This window comes from Clostridium manihotivorum, from assembly GCF_004015185.1.
GTDB lineage: Bacteria > Bacillota > Clostridia > Clostridiales > Clostridiaceae > Clostridium_AR > Clostridium_AR manihotivorum.
Window position 1 is genome coordinate 129,266 of record NZ_CP025746.1, and the last position, 19,101, is coordinate 148,366.

At 31.9% G+C, this 19,101-nt stretch carries 16 protein-coding genes and 1 pseudogene; 7 read left to right on the top strand and 10 right to left on the bottom strand.

Annotated elements, in window-relative coordinates; genetic code table 11:
• Positions 1-67 precede the first annotated feature (67 nt).
• The gene (locus tag C1I91_RS00585) at positions 68-514 is read right to left on the bottom strand and encodes a nucleoside deaminase (protein WP_128210751.1); all 447 of its coding nucleotides are present in this window, start codon (positions 512-514) and stop codon (positions 68-70) included.
• Between the two features lie 147 nt (positions 515-661).
• Between C1I91_RS00585 and C1I91_RS00590 the strand changes: the two genes are divergently transcribed.
• From C1I91_RS00590 to C1I91_RS00605, 4 genes are all read left to right on the top strand, one after another.
• Positions 662-1,306, top strand: coding sequence for a response regulator transcription factor (locus C1I91_RS00590; RefSeq protein ID WP_338032611.1), 645 nt, complete (start codon positions 662-664; stop codon positions 1,304-1,306).
• Complete coding sequence (locus C1I91_RS00595; protein WP_128210753.1) at positions 1,303-2,238, top strand: sensor histidine kinase; 936 nt, start codon at positions 1,303-1,305, stop codon at positions 2,236-2,238. Before C1I91_RS00590 ends, C1I91_RS00595 begins: the two co-directional genes overlap by 4 nt.
• Before the next feature lie 222 nt (positions 2,239-2,460).
• Positions 2,461-3,381, top strand: coding sequence for an ATP-binding cassette domain-containing protein (locus C1I91_RS00600; RefSeq protein ID WP_128210754.1), 921 nt, complete (start codon positions 2,461-2,463; stop codon positions 3,379-3,381).
• Complete coding sequence (locus C1I91_RS00605; protein ID WP_128210755.1) at positions 3,374-4,048, top strand: ABC transporter permease; 675 nt, start codon at positions 3,374-3,376, stop codon at positions 4,046-4,048. Before C1I91_RS00600 ends, C1I91_RS00605 begins: the two co-directional genes overlap by 8 nt.
• 134 nt (positions 4,049-4,182) lie before the next feature.
• Here the strand turns inward: C1I91_RS00605 and C1I91_RS00610 are convergent, their stop codons facing one another.
• Both C1I91_RS00610 and C1I91_RS00615 read right to left on the bottom strand, forming a co-directional pair.
• Positions 4,183-5,433: an HlyC/CorC family transporter gene (locus C1I91_RS00610; protein ID WP_128210756.1), complete on the bottom strand. Its 1,251-nt coding sequence runs from the start codon at positions 5,431-5,433 to the stop codon at positions 4,183-4,185.
• Positions 5,434-5,641: 208 nt separating this feature from the next.
• Complete coding sequence (locus tag C1I91_RS00615; RefSeq protein WP_128210757.1) at positions 5,642-6,697, bottom strand: phosphodiester glycosidase family protein; 1,056 nt, start codon at positions 6,695-6,697, stop codon at positions 5,642-5,644.
• 174 nt (positions 6,698-6,871) lie between these two features.
• Between C1I91_RS00615 and C1I91_RS00620 the strand changes: the two genes are divergently transcribed.
• Both C1I91_RS00620 and C1I91_RS00625 read left to right on the top strand, forming a co-directional pair.
• Complete coding sequence (locus C1I91_RS00620; RefSeq protein ID WP_164880397.1) at positions 6,872-7,402, top strand: TetR/AcrR family transcriptional regulator; 531 nt, start codon at positions 6,872-6,874, stop codon at positions 7,400-7,402.
• A 77-nt stretch (positions 7,403-7,479) separates the two neighbouring features.
• Positions 7,480-9,210, top strand: a complete 1,731-nt coding sequence (locus C1I91_RS00625) for an MFS transporter (protein ID WP_128210759.1) — start codon at positions 7,480-7,482, stop codon at positions 9,208-9,210.
• Between the two features lie 88 nt (positions 9,211-9,298).
• On the opposite strand, the pseudogene ltrA reads toward C1I91_RS00625, so the two are convergent.
• Both ltrA and C1I91_RS00640 read right to left on the bottom strand, forming a co-directional pair.
• A pseudogene (gene ltrA, locus C1I91_RS00630) lies at positions 9,299-10,709 on the bottom strand (group II intron reverse transcriptase/maturase).
• A 461-nt stretch (positions 10,710-11,170) separates the two neighbouring features.
• A complete protein-coding gene (locus C1I91_RS00640) occupies positions 11,171-11,863 on the bottom strand; it encodes a hypothetical protein (RefSeq protein ID WP_128210760.1) in 693 nt (230 codons plus the stop codon).
• Between the two features lie 420 nt (positions 11,864-12,283).
• Between C1I91_RS00640 and C1I91_RS00645 the strand changes: the two genes are divergently transcribed.
• Positions 12,284-12,994 carry a GntR family transcriptional regulator gene (locus C1I91_RS00645; protein ID WP_128210761.1) on the top strand — a complete coding sequence of 237 codons (711 nt, stop codon included), beginning with the start codon at positions 12,284-12,286 and terminating at the stop codon, positions 12,992-12,994.
• Positions 12,995-13,092: 98 nt separating this feature from the next.
• On the opposite strand, the gene C1I91_RS00650 is transcribed toward C1I91_RS00645, so the two are convergent.
• From C1I91_RS00650 to C1I91_RS00670, 5 genes are all read right to left on the bottom strand, one after another.
• Positions 13,093-14,022, bottom strand: coding sequence for a glycoside hydrolase family 113 (locus C1I91_RS00650; RefSeq protein ID WP_128210762.1), 930 nt, complete (start codon positions 14,020-14,022; stop codon positions 13,093-13,095).
• Between the two features lie 240 nt (positions 14,023-14,262).
• A complete protein-coding gene (locus C1I91_RS00655) occupies positions 14,263-15,099 on the bottom strand; it encodes a carbohydrate ABC transporter permease (protein ID WP_128215872.1) in 837 nt (278 codons plus the stop codon).
• Between the two features lie 54 nt (positions 15,100-15,153).
• Complete coding sequence (locus tag C1I91_RS00660; RefSeq protein ID WP_128210763.1) at positions 15,154-16,035, bottom strand: carbohydrate ABC transporter permease; 882 nt, start codon at positions 16,033-16,035, stop codon at positions 15,154-15,156.
• A 160-nt stretch (positions 16,036-16,195) separates the two neighbouring features.
• Complete coding sequence (locus C1I91_RS00665) at positions 16,196-17,497, bottom strand: ABC transporter substrate-binding protein (RefSeq protein WP_128210764.1); 1,302 nt, start codon at positions 17,495-17,497, stop codon at positions 16,196-16,198.
• 557 nt (positions 17,498-18,054) lie between these two features.
• The gene (locus C1I91_RS00670; protein WP_205694263.1) at positions 18,055-19,065 is read right to left on the bottom strand and encodes a transposase; all 1,011 of its coding nucleotides are present in this window, start codon (positions 19,063-19,065) and stop codon (positions 18,055-18,057) included.
• Positions 19,066-19,101 lie beyond the last annotated feature (36 nt).

Consider the following 19,101-nt stretch of genomic DNA (forward strand, 5'->3'; position numbering starts at 1 on the left):
TATTTTTCAGCATACTATACTTTAAATATCATCGTGGATATGTATGAGTAGATATATTAAATAAAAATCACTTCTTTCTTCTTTCTTTAAAAAAGTCAGTAATTATAGTACTACATCTTTCATCATAGCACCATGTTACGTCTACAAAAAAACTCAAGTTTCTATTCTGTACTAAATCAATAACAGACCCACAGGCCCCACCACTAGGATCAAAGGTTCCTATGTGAAGTTTTGATATTCTACTTTGTATTATGGCTCCTGCACACATAACACAAGGTTCTAAAGTTACATAAAGCTCACATCCATTAAGCCTCCATGAATCTATATTCTTGCAAGCTTCTTCAATAGCAAGTATTTCAGCATGGGCTAATGGAGAATTATTTGTTTCTCTCAAGTTATGTCCTCTTCCTATTATTACATCGTTTTTAACTATAACTGCGCCTACTGGTACTTCTCCTAGCTCTTTAGCTATAACAGCCTCTTTAACGGCTTCTTCCATAAAATTCATAAACATATCATCCTTACTTTAAAGAGTTCGTTTATTAATGTAAAATATAGTATATATTATATCATCCAATAAGACCACTAAGTTTTTAGATAGGGGGTAATTAAAATATACAAACTACTACTAGTAGAAGATGATAGCGAAATAAGTGAGTTGGTGTTAAAACACCTTACAACAGAAGGTTTTCTTGTTACTGCAGCCAAAGATGGTGAAAGAGCCTTAGATGAATTCTACAAAAACACCTTTGATTTGGTACTTCTGGATATTATGCTCCCAAAAGTCAACGGTAAAGAAGTCTTAAGAAAGATAAGAGAAAATAGTACGGTTCCTGTAATAATAATTTCAGCTAAGGATAGCGAGCTTGATAAGATACTGGGCTTAGAGTTAGGTGCTGATGACTATATCACGAAGCCATTCTCACTCAATGAATTAAACGCTAGAATAAATGCAGCCTTAAGGAGAATCAGCTACTATAAAAACCCTGTAATAAAAGAGAAGAGAGTACAAAGAGGAGATCTTATACTAGATATAGATAACTATCAGATAATAAAAAATAATATTGTTATAGATCTTACCTCAAAGGAATTTGAGATATTAAAGTTGTTTTTAGAAAACCCCAAAAAGGTTTTTACAAAGGCTCAGATATTTTCATCTATCTGGGAAGATGATTTTATGAATGATGAAAATACAGTTATGGTTCACATAAGAAGAGTAAGAGAAAAGATAGAAGATAATCCATCAGAACCAAAATATATAAAAACCATTTGGGGCATAGGTTATAAGCTAGGAGATATCGTATGATAAGAATATTACTATCTATAATAGTTATATTGATAATAATCGTTTGTTATCTAATAAGCAAAATTATTGAAAACAAAAAGAAACTTTCCTATATATCATCAATATGTGATAAGGTTTCTTCCGGAAATGTAAACTTAAGACTAAGATTAAGCAATACTACTCATGAAGAGAGATTGCTGTGCAACTCCATAAACAATATGCTAAATGAGTTTCATGGACTTCAAGTTAGTGAACTTGAATCTAAAGAGTCAATGAAGAAAATGCTGTCAAATATCTCTCACGACTTAAGAACTCCTTTGACGGTTATGCTTGGGTATATAGATCAGATAAATTATAATGAGAATCTTCCTGAACTAGATAAAAAAAACTACTTATTAAAGTTAGGAAATAAAACAAATGAAGTTATTAATCTAATTAATGAATTTTTCTCACTTTCTAAGCTTGAATCTGGAGATAAGGAGATATTATTAAGCAATATAAATATATCAGAAACCATTAGAGAAGTAATTTTAAACTTCTACGATATATTAACTGAAAAAGACCTTTCTACAGAAATAGTCATACCTGATAAAGATATCTACTGTCTTGCAAATAAGGAAGCCTTAACAAGAATATTAGAAAATCTTATAACTAACTCTTTAAAATATGGATCTGATGGAACTTCAATAGGTATTAAGGTATATGAGGAAGAAAACTTAGTTTGGATAGAGCAATGGGATAATGGAAAAGGCATAGACTTATCAGATAAGGACAAAATATTCCAAAGACTTTACACCGTAGAAGACTCGAGAAACAAGGATTATAGCGGCAGCGGTCTAGGCTTAACCATTGTAAAGGCATTGGTACAAAAAATGAATAGTGATATATTTGTGGAAAGCTTACCCTACAAGAAAACAACCTTTAAGTTTTACTTAAATAAGGAAACAAAATAATCTTATTTCTTTATTTAAGAAATTTGTAAGATTTATTTTAAAAATTTTAAAGGTATCTTAACTATACTGTTATTAAAGGTTAGCACTTCAAGAAAAAATTCGTCTAAGTTTAGATAGGCAGTGTTGAAGGTTTATATTCTGCTTTGAATTAATACATCCATGTATAATTTAGATTATTAGAAACTAACAAAAAATTTATATAAGATTATGGAGGCTTTAATAATGGTATATGCATTAAGAACTTTTAACCTTACAAAAGAACTTAAAAATAAAGTAATATTAGATAACCTAAACATTAATATAAAAAAGGGAGAAATATATGGTTTCTTAGGAGAAAACGGCTCTGGAAAAACTACTACAATAAAACTAATAGTAAATCTTTTAAAACCTACCTCAGGCTCTATAGAATTTTTTGGTGAACCTATAGAATTGAACAGAAATGAAGTTTTTAAAAGAATTGGTAGCGTAATAGAATATCCAGCCTTTTACGAAACTCTTACAGCTAGAGAGAATCTAGAAATTCATAAAACTTTAATGGGGTATGAGGATAAGAACTGCATTGATGATGCACTAAATATGGTAAAGTTAGAAAACTTTGAAGGAAAACTTGTTAAGGAATTCTCTTTAGGTATGAAACAGAGATTGGGTATAGCTAGAGCTATTCTTACAAAGCCTGAATTTTTAATACTTGATGAGCCTATAAATGGCCTTGATCCAATGGGAATAAAGCATATAAGGGATTTATTGATAACACTTTCAAAAAAACATGGTATTACAATACTTATATCCAGCCATATTTTAAGTGAAATAGAGCAAATTGCTGATACCATAGGGATAATTCATAAAGGAAAAATGATTGAAGAGATTGACTATGAGGCTATTCAGTCAAAAAATAAGCATTCCATAGAGATTGTTGTAAATGATGTTAATAAAGCTTCATTCTTATTAACTGAAAAAATGAATATAACTAACTTCATAGTTGATGGCCCAAACAAGATAAGGATATATGAGAAATTAGATGACAGCGTAGCAATCAATAGACTTCTTACAATGAATGAAGTAGAGGTTCAGTCCTTATCCATAAAAAAGGATTCCCTAGAAGATCACTTTATATCACTTATAGGAGGAAACAAAAATGCTTAATCTCGTAAAGGTTGAATTGTTTAAATTAAAAAGAAGAACTAAATTTATAGGTATACTAATAACCCTATTATTAGCATCCTTCATTATACTTCCAGTGATTTACACAGAGAAAGGACTTCATAATTGGAACGAAATAACCACAGTATCTTTTGGTATAATAAGCATAATAACTAATATCTTCACTTGTATCCTCTGTGGAGAACTATTCATGGAAAAATATAAAACAAAGACAATAAATATAATGTTTACTTATCCTATAAGCAGAACAAGGATATACTTCGCAAAACTAGTTGTCAACTGCCTATACTGCATGATTATATCAGCCTTAGGCGCTGTCATATTCTTCACTGTTTCTAGTATAGCAAACTATATTCACCCAGCAATTACGGATACCCTTAGTAGTCATATTTTAATTAAAATAGTTCTATCAGTAGTTTTCTACTCTATTTTTAATTCATTTGTTTCTATTATATATTCCTTCTTTTCCACTGTTAAGGTGTCTATTCTCTTTATGGTAGTATCTTGCATATTAATTTTAAATGCAACTTCAAATAATGATATAACTCAATTATGGCCTTATGGACTAATACCACTAGGCATATCTCTACTATCTACTATCCTCCTCTTGCCTATAATAAGACATATAAATGTTAAAGATGTTCTTTAATAAAAATCTATCTATAATAAGAAAAAGATTCACTGAAAAGGCTTTTTTCAGTGAATCTTTTTTGCACATCAGCCTTTCAAATTATATATGATAAAGACCTTGCAGGCGCTATAAATTTTCTTTTTTACATCTATTTAGGTGTGTATCCTCACCTTTTTTATTCTATTTCTCTCTACTTCTTCTACTACAAATCTTATGTTTAAATATGCTACTTCTTCACCTTCCTCAGGCATCTTTCCTATCTGACCTATTATAAAACCACCGATAGAATCAAACTCCTCTGATTCTATTTTTACGCTAAGTAGTTCGCTTAGATCATTTATTCTCATACTTCCATCAACTATATACTCATCTTCTTTTATAACTTCAATAGGTTTATCTGGCTCATCGTCATACTCATCTTCTATTTCTCCAACAATCTCTTCTACAAGATCTTCTATTGTTACTATGCCAACAGTTCCACCATACTCATCAAGAACTATAGCCATATGATTTCTACTCTTCTTCATATCATTGAAAAGCTCTGTTATCTTTTTAAATTCAAAAGTATATAGCGGTTCCCTGATATAGGAACTTACAGAAAAGTCAGTATCTACATCCTCAGCTAAAATTAAATCCTTCACATTTAAAACCCCAACTATATCGTCAATGGTTTCTCCATATATCGGTATTCTAGAAAACTGTTCATTTTTTATTATTTGAATTATTTCATCGTAGGTAACCTCAAGATTAGCAGCTATTATATCAACTCTCTGAACCATTACATCCTTTACCTGAAGATCTCCGAATTCAAATACATTATATATCATCTCTTTTTCTTCGACCTCAAGAACACCTTCTTCTTCACTAACATTTACAATAGTCTTTAACTCTTCTTCAGTTATAAAAGGATGATTAATCTGATTGTCTCCACCTAATGCTTTCACAAAAAATAAAGAGATTTTATTAAATACTAATACAAATGGCTTAAGTATACTTACAACTAAGCTTATAGGTCCTATAACCTTCAAGGATATTGACTCAGAGTTCTGCTTTGCTAAGGTTTTAGGTGTTATTTCTCCAAATATTAATATTAAAATAGTCATTACTGCTGTAGCAATAGCTACTCCCCAATCACTTTTAATAAGTTTTACAGTTAGGGTTGTTGCTATTGCAGATGCAGCAATATTGACAACATTATTGCCTATTAAAATACTTCCTAAAAGCTTATTAGGTTCTTCAGTAAGCTTCTCTACTAGCTTTGCCCCTTTTATGTTTTCTTCAACAAGATGACGTATCCTTATCTTACTAAGAGACATCAAAGCAGTCTCTGAAGCTGAAAAAAAACTAGACAGTGCTAGCAATATTATTAAGATTAAAAAGTCCCATTCAATACTAGAATCCAAAAAGCATCACTCTCCCATATAGTACAAAAAATGCCATACACTTTATTATATCATATTAGGGGTTATTTTATTAAAGATGTAACCCTCATATCCTAAATCTATTTTCACAGCCCTCTGATTTCTGTGAGGATAACTTAAAATATAGATTCTACTAAGAAGTTATATCTTTGTACTAATCCCTATTGAATATAAAGCTATGGCAAATTAATTATTTAACTATAAATGCTGTAGGCAAAGTTCTAGGCCCTGCCAATGATGAAGGGCTGTTTATTATTTTATCCTTATAATACATAGTTGTTGATGCTCCACCATCTAGATTAGCAGCATTATATACATCATACTGAAGTAATATATCTTGAACATCTCTTAGGGTAGCCCCAACACTCTTAACCTGTCTACCATCTATAACCAACATAACTACAGACCCATCCTTTCTCTGGCCTATAGCAGTTCTAGGTGCTATCCCCCAGCCTCCATTACCACTCTTTATAGTAGTCTCTCCATTAACTATTAGAAAAGGTGAAAAGGATACAGCTTCTTTTATGTTGTTCTTTCTTATATCTTCTAAGGTATACTTTCCCAGTACCAAAACCCCATCTTTATTAAATCCTATAACTGAATACTCGGTATCCTCTTTACCATAAAGAACTTTACCTTCATGTACTACTACACCTAAAGGCTTTCCGCCATTCCCTTTACCATTCTCATCTTCGAATCCACCAGCATTTATACCTACAAGAGCATTATCCTCTTTTACTAATTGGTCCAATTTCATCCCAGTGCTCCCAAGCTTAGAGGATGTAGCCACTGTAATCCTTTTAGGATCATCTATTATCATTATGTATCCTTTGTATCTATCATTACTTATATCTATAAGTTTTATGCCATTATAAGGATCACTGATATTGTTTTGTTTATTCTCTATTTGATCTGGTATAGCAGAAACCGGAGTGGCAACAGCTTGTACAGCTATTTGAGAAGTATCGCTATTAACATCATCTTCCACCTTCTGTTTAGCCATTATTCTATCTATTTCTGCCTTACTTAAAAATGGAGTAACTAAAAACTGATGTCTTAGAGTTGTCATTGCAGTAGTTACTAACATTTCTTTTATATTAGTAAATGGTCCATAGTATACTAGTGGTACAGATAGAGCTAGTCCTATTACTAAATTTGCTGCTATGAAAGTTACAGTATGTTTTATAAACTTCATTATTTTCTTTTTTTTCTTAATCTTAATTTTTTCAGTACGAGTTTGCCTCATACGCATCCCTCGCTTCCAATTATATGTATGTACATAAATTAAATATAAACCATATATATATTATTTGAAACATAAATATTACTAAAAAATCAACTTTCTATTGATTTATATTTTATTTGTAATATAATAAAAATATAAATGAACGTTGTTCATAAAAACAAGGAGTCCATATTTATGCCAAAAATACTATTAGATGTTAGAGATAAACTGATTGAAGAAGGAAGAACTGTTCTTTCAAATGCTGGTTATGAAGCCTTTAATATAAGAGATATAGCTAAATCCTGTAATATAGGAATTGGAACCTTCTATAATTACTTTTCTAATAAAGATTCTTTAGTTATACAAATAATATCTAGCGATTGGGATAAGGTTATTGAACTTTCTGAGAACCTAGTATATAAAGATATGCATATAAAAGATAAATTATTTCTTATCTATTCTGAAATAGATAAATTCTTATCTACATATATTGATACTTTTATGATGATGGCGGCTGCTGGTTCTAAAGATTGTCCTAAGTACTCTATATATGATCCTATGTATGAAGCTCTAGAAAAAACAATTAATATTTCTAAAGAAAAAGGGGAAATTAATCCTATAATAGACGCAAAAAAATTATCAAAGATTATAGTTAATTCTCTAACCTTCGCAATAAAACAGGAAGATATAACTTTTGATGACATATACTATTCATTAAACATGTAACTATTATCATTTAGTTGTAAACAGCTAAATGATTTATTTTAAATTTTAAATGAACAAAGTTCAGAAAGGAGATTTTTATGAACAAAAACAACAAAACTGTATTATTAATAATCTTTCTATTAGGTATATTCATAGGTGCCCTTGATACTGGTATAGTATCCCCTGCTAGAACTGTAATAGCTTCAGGGCTTTCCATATCCTCCAGTAGCAGCGTATGGATAGTAACTATATACACTCTTGCCTATGCAGTATCTATGCCAATAGCAGGTAAGTTCTCTGATCGTTATGGAAAGAAAAAGATCTTTACTTTAAGCATAGCCTTATTCGGTGTAGGTTCTCTTCTTTGTTGCATATCAGACTATACCGGAAGCTTCTCCTTCTTGTTAGCTGCAAGAGTAATTCAAGCCTTAGGCGGTGGAGGTATTATGCCAGTAGCCACAGCTTATATAGGCGAAAGCTTTCCTCCTGAAAAGAAAGGTTCAGCCCTAGGCATGGTCGGAGCTATATATGGAGTTTCTACTACTCTAGGCCCTACAGCTGGCTCAGCACTACTTAATTTAGTTGGAAATTCCAACTGGGGCATGTTATTCTTTATAAATGTTCCAATTTGTATAGCTGTAATAATAATAGCTCTTTTAGTTAAAGATGAAGAAGTTGTTAAAGCACCTAAAAAGATGGATGTTCTAGGTAGTGTTGTGGTAACCTTAGTGATTCTTTCACTAATGTATGCACTTACAAACCTTCAGTTTCATGATTTTGCAAACAGCGTAACTTCCGCTAAAGTATGGCCTTACCTTTTAGTATTTATAATTCTATTACCTATTTTTATAGTTATTGAGAAAAAAGCATTAGATCCAGTATTAAACTTAAAATACTTTACTAATAGAGAAATCGCCTTAACACTTGTTATAGCATTTATAACTGGTGCAGGAATGATGGGAATAGTATTTGTACCACAGTTTGGAGAAAATGTTCTAAAGCTAAAGACTGGTTCCGGTGGTTACTTAGTAACTCTCATGGCTGTATTCTCAGGAGTTTCTGCTCCTTTAGGTGGGAAACTTGTAGATAAATACTCTCCTAAGCTTGTATTAAGTATGGGATTTATATCTACATTAATAGGTTCTTCTACTTTAGCCTTTGTGGTGGCAACTCAGCCTTCATTTATAAGCTTATTGATTGGGTTAGCCTTTATAGGGCTTGGAATGGGCTTTTGCATGGGAACCCCGTTGAATTATCTAATGCAAACCAATGTAGATGCTACTGAAACTGCTTCAGCGCAATCAACCTTATCTTTGATTAGATCTATAGGTGTGGCTATATCTCCAAATATATTAATTGGTTTTATATCTGAAGCTGGAAAGAACTTGGCTCCTAAATTGATGAATGTACTACCAAAGATAACTGTACCTGGTAGCAATACAGCTATATCTATGGCCCAAGGTGGTTCAGCATCAATATCTCCAGATCAGCTATCAGCACTACAAAATGCTGATGTTACCACTATTACAGATACCCTTAAGCAGTTTAGCAGTTCAATGATAGATAAATTTTCTCCTATGCTAAAACAGCAGATGCAAGGTAGTAAATTGCCTAAGGGGGTTACCGCTGATGCATTGATAGGTAAATGGAAAACAGACTACCTTTCTCAAATAGATACTTCAAGAACAACTATAGAAAATGTCTTTCAAAGCACCTTAAATAATGGCTTTGCCAAGCTATTTATAGGCGCAGCAGTAATTGCTTTATTAGGGCTTATATTTACTCTTCTTTTATCAAGAAAAAAATCGATATCTAAAGCAAATTTATGAGTTATTAAATCGAGTAGGAGCTGAATAATTATTTTATTCAGCGTCCTCTCACACCACCGTGCATACCGGTCTGGTACACGGCGGTTCTTTAAGTTGAATGAATTTTAATATATTGATGCGTTAGGCTTTTTAAGCCTAAGTCCGAGAAGAATTTATTTGTAAGAGTTGTGTTTAATATTGCACTATTTGCTACTCGCCAGTATCCTTTGCGGGTATTGGCAAACTTTATAGCTTCGTAGTGTTCAAGTCCCAGCTTCTTAAGGTTTTTATATCTAGTTCTAACTTTCTTCCACTGTTTCCATATACACATTCTTAATCTTTTCCTTATCCAAATATCTAAATGCTCCACTATTCCTTTGCATTTGGCTATTCCATAATAGTTAATCCAACCAATATTAATTTGGTTCAATTTTTCTATTCTTTGTTCCAAAGTTATCGGTTTTGATCTAGATAGGACTTCTCTGATTTTATCTTTGTATCTCTTTAATGATTGCTTTGATATAGATGAGTATGCTTTACCAAACATTAGGTTTAGCGTGAATCCTAGAAACTTTCTCTTCCAAGGTCTATCTACTGCACTTTTATCTCTGTTCACCTTCAATTTGAGTTTGCCTTCAATGAAATTTGTTATATTTTCCATTACTCTTTTCCCAGCTCTCTCACTTTTAACATAGATATTACAGTCGTCCGCGTAGCGACAAAATTTATGACCTCTCATTTCTAACTCTTTATCTAGTTCATCTAGCATTATGTTAGATAATAGTGGACTCAGCGGTCCTCCTTGTGGGGTTCCTTCTTCATTTCTGACCACTACACCATTTATCATTATTCCTGACTGAAGATATTTCCTTATTAGGGATAATACCCTCTTATCCTTAATGCTTCTTGATAATTTATGCATTAAGATATCATGGTTAACCTTATCAAAGAATTTCTCTAAATCCATATCAACAACCCACCTATAGCCATCATTGATATACTGTTCTGCTTTCTTAATTGCATCTTTAGCTCCTCTTTGAGGGGCGGAAGCCAAAGCTACTTTCAGAGAATCTTCTATCATAAATACTATTTAATTCTTGAGCAATAGCTTGTTGGATAAGTCTATCCAAAACTGTAGGTATACCTAAGAGCCTAGTTCCACCATTAGGTTTTGGAATTTCTACTCTTCTAACTGGCATTGGTCTATACTCACCATTAAGAATACTTTCTCTAATAGATATCCAGTTTGTTTTCAAAAATTGTTTAAGTTTATAAACTGTCATTCCGTCCACGCCGTGGCTACCTTTATTAGAAATTACTCTTTTAAGAGCCAAGTTCATATTATCCTTGGATAATATCCTTTCTAGTGAGCCATATTCAAATCCACTGATTTTCTCCTTTGGAGTTGCCGAGAATTCTCTATGCACTCTTTGCTTATCTTCGAGTTCCACTCTATCTTGGGCACTAGAGCCTAAATATTTAGTTTTCTGCAATCTTTGAGTATTCTGCGAAACTTTCAAACTTGAAAAACCTCCTTAAAGTTCAGTCCTTCATCCGCTATCGCGATTAGCGGAGTTACTATGACTTCTGCTGACTTCTGATAGTTCAGTTACATATCGCTATGTAGGTTACCGCTTAGAAATTCATCTTTGTTAGCGATGTATCTATCAGACCTCCCCAGGTAAGAACAACAACCTTCATCTCATATATCTGCTACATTTACTCCTAGGAATTGGGATAGTGTAGGACTTCGTTTTGTTTAGCAAACTCGTCCGTCCCTAGTAAGCCTTATATGTAGTTCGTGTCCCTCAGACCGAGACTTTGCCTTAGGCTTCCTTCAGATTCCACCTCACGATGGACACCCTTGCCCTTAGCTAGTGGTTCCCACTACCAAGCCCACAGCGGACTTTCACCGCCAAGTTGTTGCCCATGCTGGGCACACGAAAAAGGGGTACTGAAGAGAGTTTCTTCAGTACCCCTTCTAAGGCGTATTTCCTTGATCAGACGTTTGACTTTTACCATCCTGTGCTTGAGAGCTGGTGTCAGAGTTCGTACTTGCAGGCTGATCCGCTTTGGTATCACTGCTACTAGAAGTTGTACCAGCTGGAATATCCGTTTTTGGATTTGCTGTTTTTTCCGGAGTAGCTTGTTGTACCTCAGTCTTTGTTTCTGTCTTCTGGGTTGCATCATTATTAGGAGTTGATACATTATTACTTTGTTGAGCATTTGATGCAGAACCTGTATTTGCTTTAGCATCTGATGAACTAGTAGTTTTATTTGTATTAGATGTACTTGTATTGGTTTTTGAAGTAGCTTTATTGTTAGTTGTACTTGTTGTATTTTTCTTACTATCATTTGATGTCTTAGTAGTAGATGTAGTTTGAGTACTACTATCTGTAGAAGTAGCTTTTTGGGCATTATCATCTTTTTTGTTGTTAGATGCTTGGTCACTAGCTTCGCTACCCTTTGCCATATCACTTTTACTTGATTCTAAATCTACCTTTTCATATGATTCTTTACTTTCTTCTTTTTCTAAAGTTGTAGTTTCTATTTTAGCAGGCTTATCTTCTATGTTCGATTCCTTATATTTATGTATTCCTATTGCTATAGTTGAAATTATACCTATTCCAACTACTATGTTTGTTGCTATCAAAACCTTTTCCTTTTTGCCCATATTTCCTCCTATAAGTGCGAAAAGTTGCATTAACAGACTTAAAATATAATCCTAATTTACCCTTATTTTCTATTAAGTTCATTATACTTAATGACTTAAAAAATATCTATAAACATATAAATTATTTTTTTACTTAATATGAAGATTAATTAACTTTATATAATGTCCTTAGGATTTAGAATTTTAGCTAATATAAGTTTGTATCTATTATACACATTTCCAATAGTAAATTTGTATCTTATCACAAAAGAAAAGTATACTCATAAAACTAAAAACATTTTCTAACACACAGATGCAAAGCGCTACAAATACTAGGCTTCATGCATGTTAAAATTTTATTAAATAAGTATATATTAAATAGGTATAATGTGTTATCATATAAGTATATACCTATAAACTTTTATAATTTAGGAGAATGTCATGACTAAATATATGCAAATAGCAAATGATATAAGAAATCAAATAGTTCAAGGTTCTCTTCAAGCCAACGAACAACTACCTTTTGAAAAAGATCTATGTGAAAAATATGAAGCTAGTAAGATGACTGTAAAAAAGGCTTTAGATATATTGGTGGCTGAGGGATTAATAGTTAAAAGAAGAGGTTCTGGTACCTTCGTAAAAAGTATCAGCAGTACTGACATGAGTAAACTTCTCGTTTCAAATCAATTTAGAGGGCTAACAGCGCTATATAGTAATAGAAAGGTTACAAGCGAACTTCTAAAATTTGAGGTAATAGCTAGTAATGAAGAAATTAAATCAAAGCTTAATCTTGAAAATGAGGAATTTGTGTATAGTATATTAAGAGTACGATATCTTGATAACAAACCTTTCGTAATGGAAAATACATATATGCCTATTAGCCTAATACCTGGACTTAAGAGGCAACACGCACTAGATTCCATATATTCCTACATAGAAAACGATCTCGGCCTAAAAGTTCAAAGTTCGCACAGAACAATTAGGGTTAGAAAGGCAAGTGATATAGAACAAGACCATCTTAATCTGGAACCAAATGATCCTGTAGCAGTGGTTGAACAAGTTGCTTACCTTGAAAGCGGTAGCGCATTTGAATACTCAATCTCTATCCATAGATATGATGGTTTTGCTTTTGAAACAGTAATAGTTCGCTAAAACACATTTTTAATAGCATTAGTTTAAAGTATTAAGCTTAATATCTTAAACTTGTTAGAAGCTTCTAACTCTCACGCTTCTAACAGGTTTAAGATATTTTATTTTTTCTTATAAAAGTCAAATACTATCTTTTCTGCTGGCTTTCCAAAAACACTATAATCACCATTATACATGGCATCATTTTCTCCATAAAGTCTAGCTTTCCAGTCCCATAAACCAAATCCTCTCACCCATTCTCTCTTACCAGCCTTTTCAAACATAGTCTTATAAAACGTTTCTTGTTCTTTAAGATCTATATCACCTTTAAGAGTCCAATCATTAGGTAAAAATGCTGATCCCGTCCTACTTGGGCATCCTGCTTCAGCAAAAAAGAATGGTTTATTAAAAGGACTTACTATAGCTTCTATCCTATCCAGCTCCTTATCCCACTTATCAATAGGATAATATCCACTTGAGGAAATAACATCTACAGCATCCCACCAACTTACATTACCTTCTTGATACTTGTCAGTATTGTATGAAATTAGTCCATTATACTGCTTTCTAACATCCTTGATTAGATTTCTCCAGTACTGGTCTTTTCTTTCTGTCTGAACCATCTCACAGCCTATTATCAACATCTCACAGTTAGTCTCTTCAGCTATCTTTGAATAATGAACCATAAACTCACTATAGCGTCTAAACCAGTCACTCCACTTTGGTTCACATGGGGCCTCTATATCAAAAAAGTTTATGTGTGCCCTCCAAGTACCATCCTTACAGTTTAGTATAGGCTTTAAAATAACCTTAAGGCCTAACTCCCTAGCATAGTGAATTATATTATATAGGTCAGCATCCCTTACAGTTTCATCATCATTGTAATAAATATTTGTTGATTGAGGTTTTTCTTGGATAGCTCCAACTGCTAAAATGACATGACTTGAATTTGTTCTTTCTTTAAGTAATCTTAACGATTGTTTTCCTTCATTGGAGGATAAATCTGAACTTTTATCCATAAATCCAAAGGTAAATCCCTTTATATAATCCATATTAATCTCCCTATACTTTTTAATATATCTTTCTATATGTATTTAGATTAGCTACATATACTCACCAACAGCTTTATATAAAATGTATTCTCCTACAAAAAAGACAAGCTTTTTTTATTATATTCTTATGAGAATTTTAGCTTTCACTATCTAACCCAAAAGAATAAATTAAGTCTATACACTCATGTCCCTTATTTTAAAGAGAAAAGTCATGCATAGACTTAACTTTGTTAACCTATCTTACTTAACGGATCCTTGCACTCCATTATAGATATGTTTTTGTAATGATATAAAAATGATTAAAGTTGGTATTATAACTATCATTATACCAGCAGCAATGATCTCCCATTGAGAACCCATTGGCCCCTTAAAGTTGAAAAGTGCTGTGGATATTGTCCTAAGCTTTGGATCAGGCATATACAAGAAAGGTGTATAGAAATCATTATAGATTCCTACTCCACTTAGTATTACTACTGTAGCGATAGCTGGTCTAAGAAGAGGTAATATTATTCTTGTATATATTGTAAAGTAAGATGCTCCATCTAGCATAGCGGATTCATCTAAAGCCACTGGAATCTTATCTAAAAATTGTAGAAATATATACATTGATATTACATCTGTTCCAAGGTTAAGTAATAATATTGAACCTAATTTATTAAACAATCCTATTTTAGCAATTATTTTAAATACAACTACTTGGTTAGATACTGTTGGCACTAGCATAGCGAAAAGAAACAAACCTAAAATTATGCTCTTACCTCTAAACTTAAACCTATGTAATACATAAGCTATCATAGTTCCAAGTAGTATTTTACCGAATAATGACACAACAAGTATTATAGCTGTATTTTTAAATCCTGTAACCATATTGCCTTTAGTAAAAGCAGTGACATAATTACTAAAATTTAATCCTGAAGGTAATGTAAGTGGTCCTGTAGTCTGATATTCTGTACTTGTCTTAAACGACGTAAAAAGTACTACTAATATAGGAACTATAGTCATAGCTGCTCCTAAAATCAACGTAGCATACTTAAACACGTCTGAAGCAATATATTTAGCTTTGTATTTTAAGTCCATTCCATTTTTAGGTGATTTTGTTGCTGTGCTTAAAGCTTTATTATTTACCATAAACTAATCCTCCTCACTTAAAAACTTCTTTTGGATTAAAGTTACGCTTATTGATATGATTAATAATACTATTGCCATTGAACAAGCAAGACCTAGCTTTTGATACTTAAATCCAGTATCAAGTGTTTGAATAACGAAAGTCTTACTTCCATTAGCTCCTTGAGTCATTATATATGGTATTTCAAATACACTTAAGGCTCCATTTATACCTAAAACTATATTAAGTACAACTATTCTCTTTATGTTTGGAAGTATTATGCTTACAAATTGCCTCCATCTATTTGCTCCATCTATTTCTGCAGCCTCATATATTTCACCGTCGATAGATTGAATAGTACCAAGGAATATAATAAAGTTACCACCCATGTACCTCCAAATAGAAGTAAATGCTAGTGATATGTTTATTATATTAGGGTTTCCAAGCCATAATTGAGTGTGATTGCCCAATCCAACGGCTTTCATTATAGTATCTAAAGTTCCATTTGGTTGAAAGAAGTATAAGAATATGAATCCGATGGCAACGCCATTCAAAAGATATGGGAAGAAAATAGCACCCTTAAAGAAATTTTTAAACTTAACTTTGAAGCTTAAGACTGTAGCAAAGTAAAGAGCTATTCCCATTTGCACAAATGTAGCTAGGAAATAATAAATACTAGTTTTGAAAACTTTAAAATACTCTGGCTTAGAAAAAATAGTTTTATAATTATCAAAGGCTACAAAATTAAAATCCTTTGAGATTCCGTTCCAATCAGTAAAACTATATTCAAACATTCTAACTAGAGGATAATAACAAAAAACTAATAGTAGAGCCACTGGTATCACTGAAAATAGTACAATTATTAACTTCTTCTGAGCACTATAACTCATCTTGCTGACTTTAAACAATAATATATCCCCCTTCTAATAATCTATTAAAACAAGAACTTTGTATTTTGTACTACAAAGTTCCTATTTTAGTAAAATATTTAAAACCTCTTTTTTAACTCTATTGTAATTATCTTAGCCCCCCCTATTACAGGATTTTACTAAGATTAAATTCTATTAACTATTTTCCTGAAGCAACCTTTTCTCTTGCTGCTTTCCACTTAGAGTTTAAGTCATTCATTATTTGATCATAAGTTTCCTTTGAGTTTCCTATAGCTGATTCAATAATTCTTCTTCTAAAGTCAGCTTGCCATAAACCAATTTCAGCCGCTTTATCTATCTTATCATTCCATCCAGCCTGACCTTGCTTAGCAGAAGCTGGCATTAAGTACTCTACCCCTAGATCTTTAAATGCTTGTAATGACTTTGGCATATCAGCTCCCTTTAGTGTTGGTACTGTACCACAATCTTGAGCATATCCTGATTTTTCTACAAACCAAGTAAGGAATTCTTTTGCTTCAGTAACGTGCTTGCTGTTCTTATTTACAGCTATTGGATAGTCAGCAGATAGATTAGAATAGAACTTACCATTCACTTGGTAAGGGAAAGGCATATAGCCTATATCATCTGCATTTGAAGCTTGAGCTTGTATTTGAGCTATAGCAAAGCTTCCAAGCTCCATAGCGCCTATCTTTCCTTTTGCTAAAAGAGTCTTAGATTGTTCCCAATCTGTAGTAGTTGGATCTTTTTCTATAAGCTTCTTATTAGCTAAGTCGTACATAAGCTTGTACACTATATAGTGAGGCTTTCCAGCTGAGAATGGGTCATCAGAATTAACCATTTCCTGATTAGTATATGTGTTCTTTCCGAATACAGATAATGTATCAGGCTCCCATTGTACTAGTGGCCATCCATCCTTGTAGTTTGTATAATAAGGAGTAACATCTGGTAGCTTGTCCTTAATTTTTTGCATATCGCTTAAGAATTCATCAGGTGTCTTAGGTAACTCTGTAATCCCTGCATCCTTAAATACCTTTTTATTATAAACCATACCACTTACATTCATATCTGATGGTATACCGTATATCTTACCACCAAATTCATCTCCAACACCATCAAGTCCATAATACTTACCAGCTAAATCCTTTTCATTTCCAAGAGATTCAAAGTAATTTGGCCTTTCACTTATAGGAAGTGTATTAGGAATCATTAATACGTCGCCATATTCATTTGAAGTTATTCTTGTTTGAGTTTGAGCATCATAGTCTGTATAAGCTTCAAACTTTAATTCTATATTTGGATGATCCTTCTTATAAGCTTCGGCATAGTCTTTAAACTTTGTGTTCACAAAATCTGTTTTCTGACTAAGTATTGTAAGTGTTATCTTGTCTCCATCTTTTGAATCTCCCTTTGAACCACAGCCAGTAAATACTCCTACTGCTAAAACACAACTCATCACTAAAGCTAATGTCTTTTTATTCATTTATAAATTCCCCCTTTGATTTTATGATCTAAAATCATAATTCCATAGTTTTTTATACCTTAGTAGATTTATTAATATCGTTTACATATATCTTACAACATTATTATATACTACACTTTTCCAAATGTCTATATACTTTTTAATAAAAATATATACTTTTATTTACTTTAGATATACGTTAAATAAATGATACTATTATTATTATATATGTTGTAATATAGTGGACTTTCCATAGTTCCTTATCCCTGTAAAATCATATATGACAACAAGCGGAAAACATATCTTTTGATTTAATTTAAACTAATTAATATAATTATAAACTGCACCTATTAGATTTGCATCATTGAAATACTTACATCAGTATCAACGATTAAATTAATTTATGTTTAGAAAATCTTCTTAAATTGATTTTTTCTTTTTCAGAAAATTAAGAAAATATCTTTATTCCGATAATTTTAAAAATAATATCTTAGGTTGCTTTGCAACCAATAAAATTTTTTCTATTTTTTTGTTCCATAGTCTTTCTTTTTATCATCACCTTTGTTAAAATTATATTGTTATAGGTCGCGTATTTTTATATGTTGATTTAATCGTGATATATCTTCAGATATTAGAGGTTCTCGTCGAAAAGATTCTAATATTCTTGAAGATATTTCTTTTATACCAACTTTTAATTCTCTTATTGCTACGCTACCTTTTTCTAACAGTTGTCTTAATATGTCTGATATCTGTATTAATAAATAGTGGTTTTTCATAGCTTGATAATTTAAACAACAAGCATGCTCTATGTCATATCTTATATTCTTCTGGTTATTAAAGCCTTCATTTTCAATTTTCCACCTACTTCTACCAGCAGATACAATTTTGAACGCATTTCTTTTGGTAATCTGTATATTCGTAACAAAAACAAAGTTTTTGGTCGTTTTTTCACGGCTGTCTTTATCTTTAGATTTCTTAAAAATTGTCTCAGTAAAATCTACGGTATTAATAAATCTATGTTTATATGAGACTTCATTAATATAAGTTGCATCCCAACTAAACTCTTGTTTTTCAAAAGCCAATGTAGAAGTAATTTCGTTGTTTTCAAAGCTTTTTATAACCTGAATTTCTTCCCAGAGAGTTTTGGCTCTTCCTTCTTTAAATCTAAAGATAAATTCCCAATTATACTCATCACATAATTCATAAATCGGTTCACAAGCATAAAGACTATCCCCTAGAAGACAGATATTTAGCTTTCTAAACTTGTATTTTAATTTTTTCATTAGCCTTTTAGCTGCATTTATTTCACAATCCTGTTTGCTGACGCTCTCGTCCTCATTTTCAACAAATTCAGTTAATATACTAAATACCATATCTCCTAAGACTAACTTTGCTTCTAAAACCGTATGATAGTATACAGTTTTTTCTACTTCTCCAGTTTCTTTATTTTTATATTCTTTTTTTAAACAGTGATCACAATGCCTTTCGTTAAAAGAATATAGTTGTGAACCATCAATGGCAATACACCAGTATTTATCCATCAATCTATATTTCTCTAATGATCTTTTTCTGAAAAGTTCTCTTATCATGTAGTCTCTAATTTTTTCTAATTCACTTACTTCTAA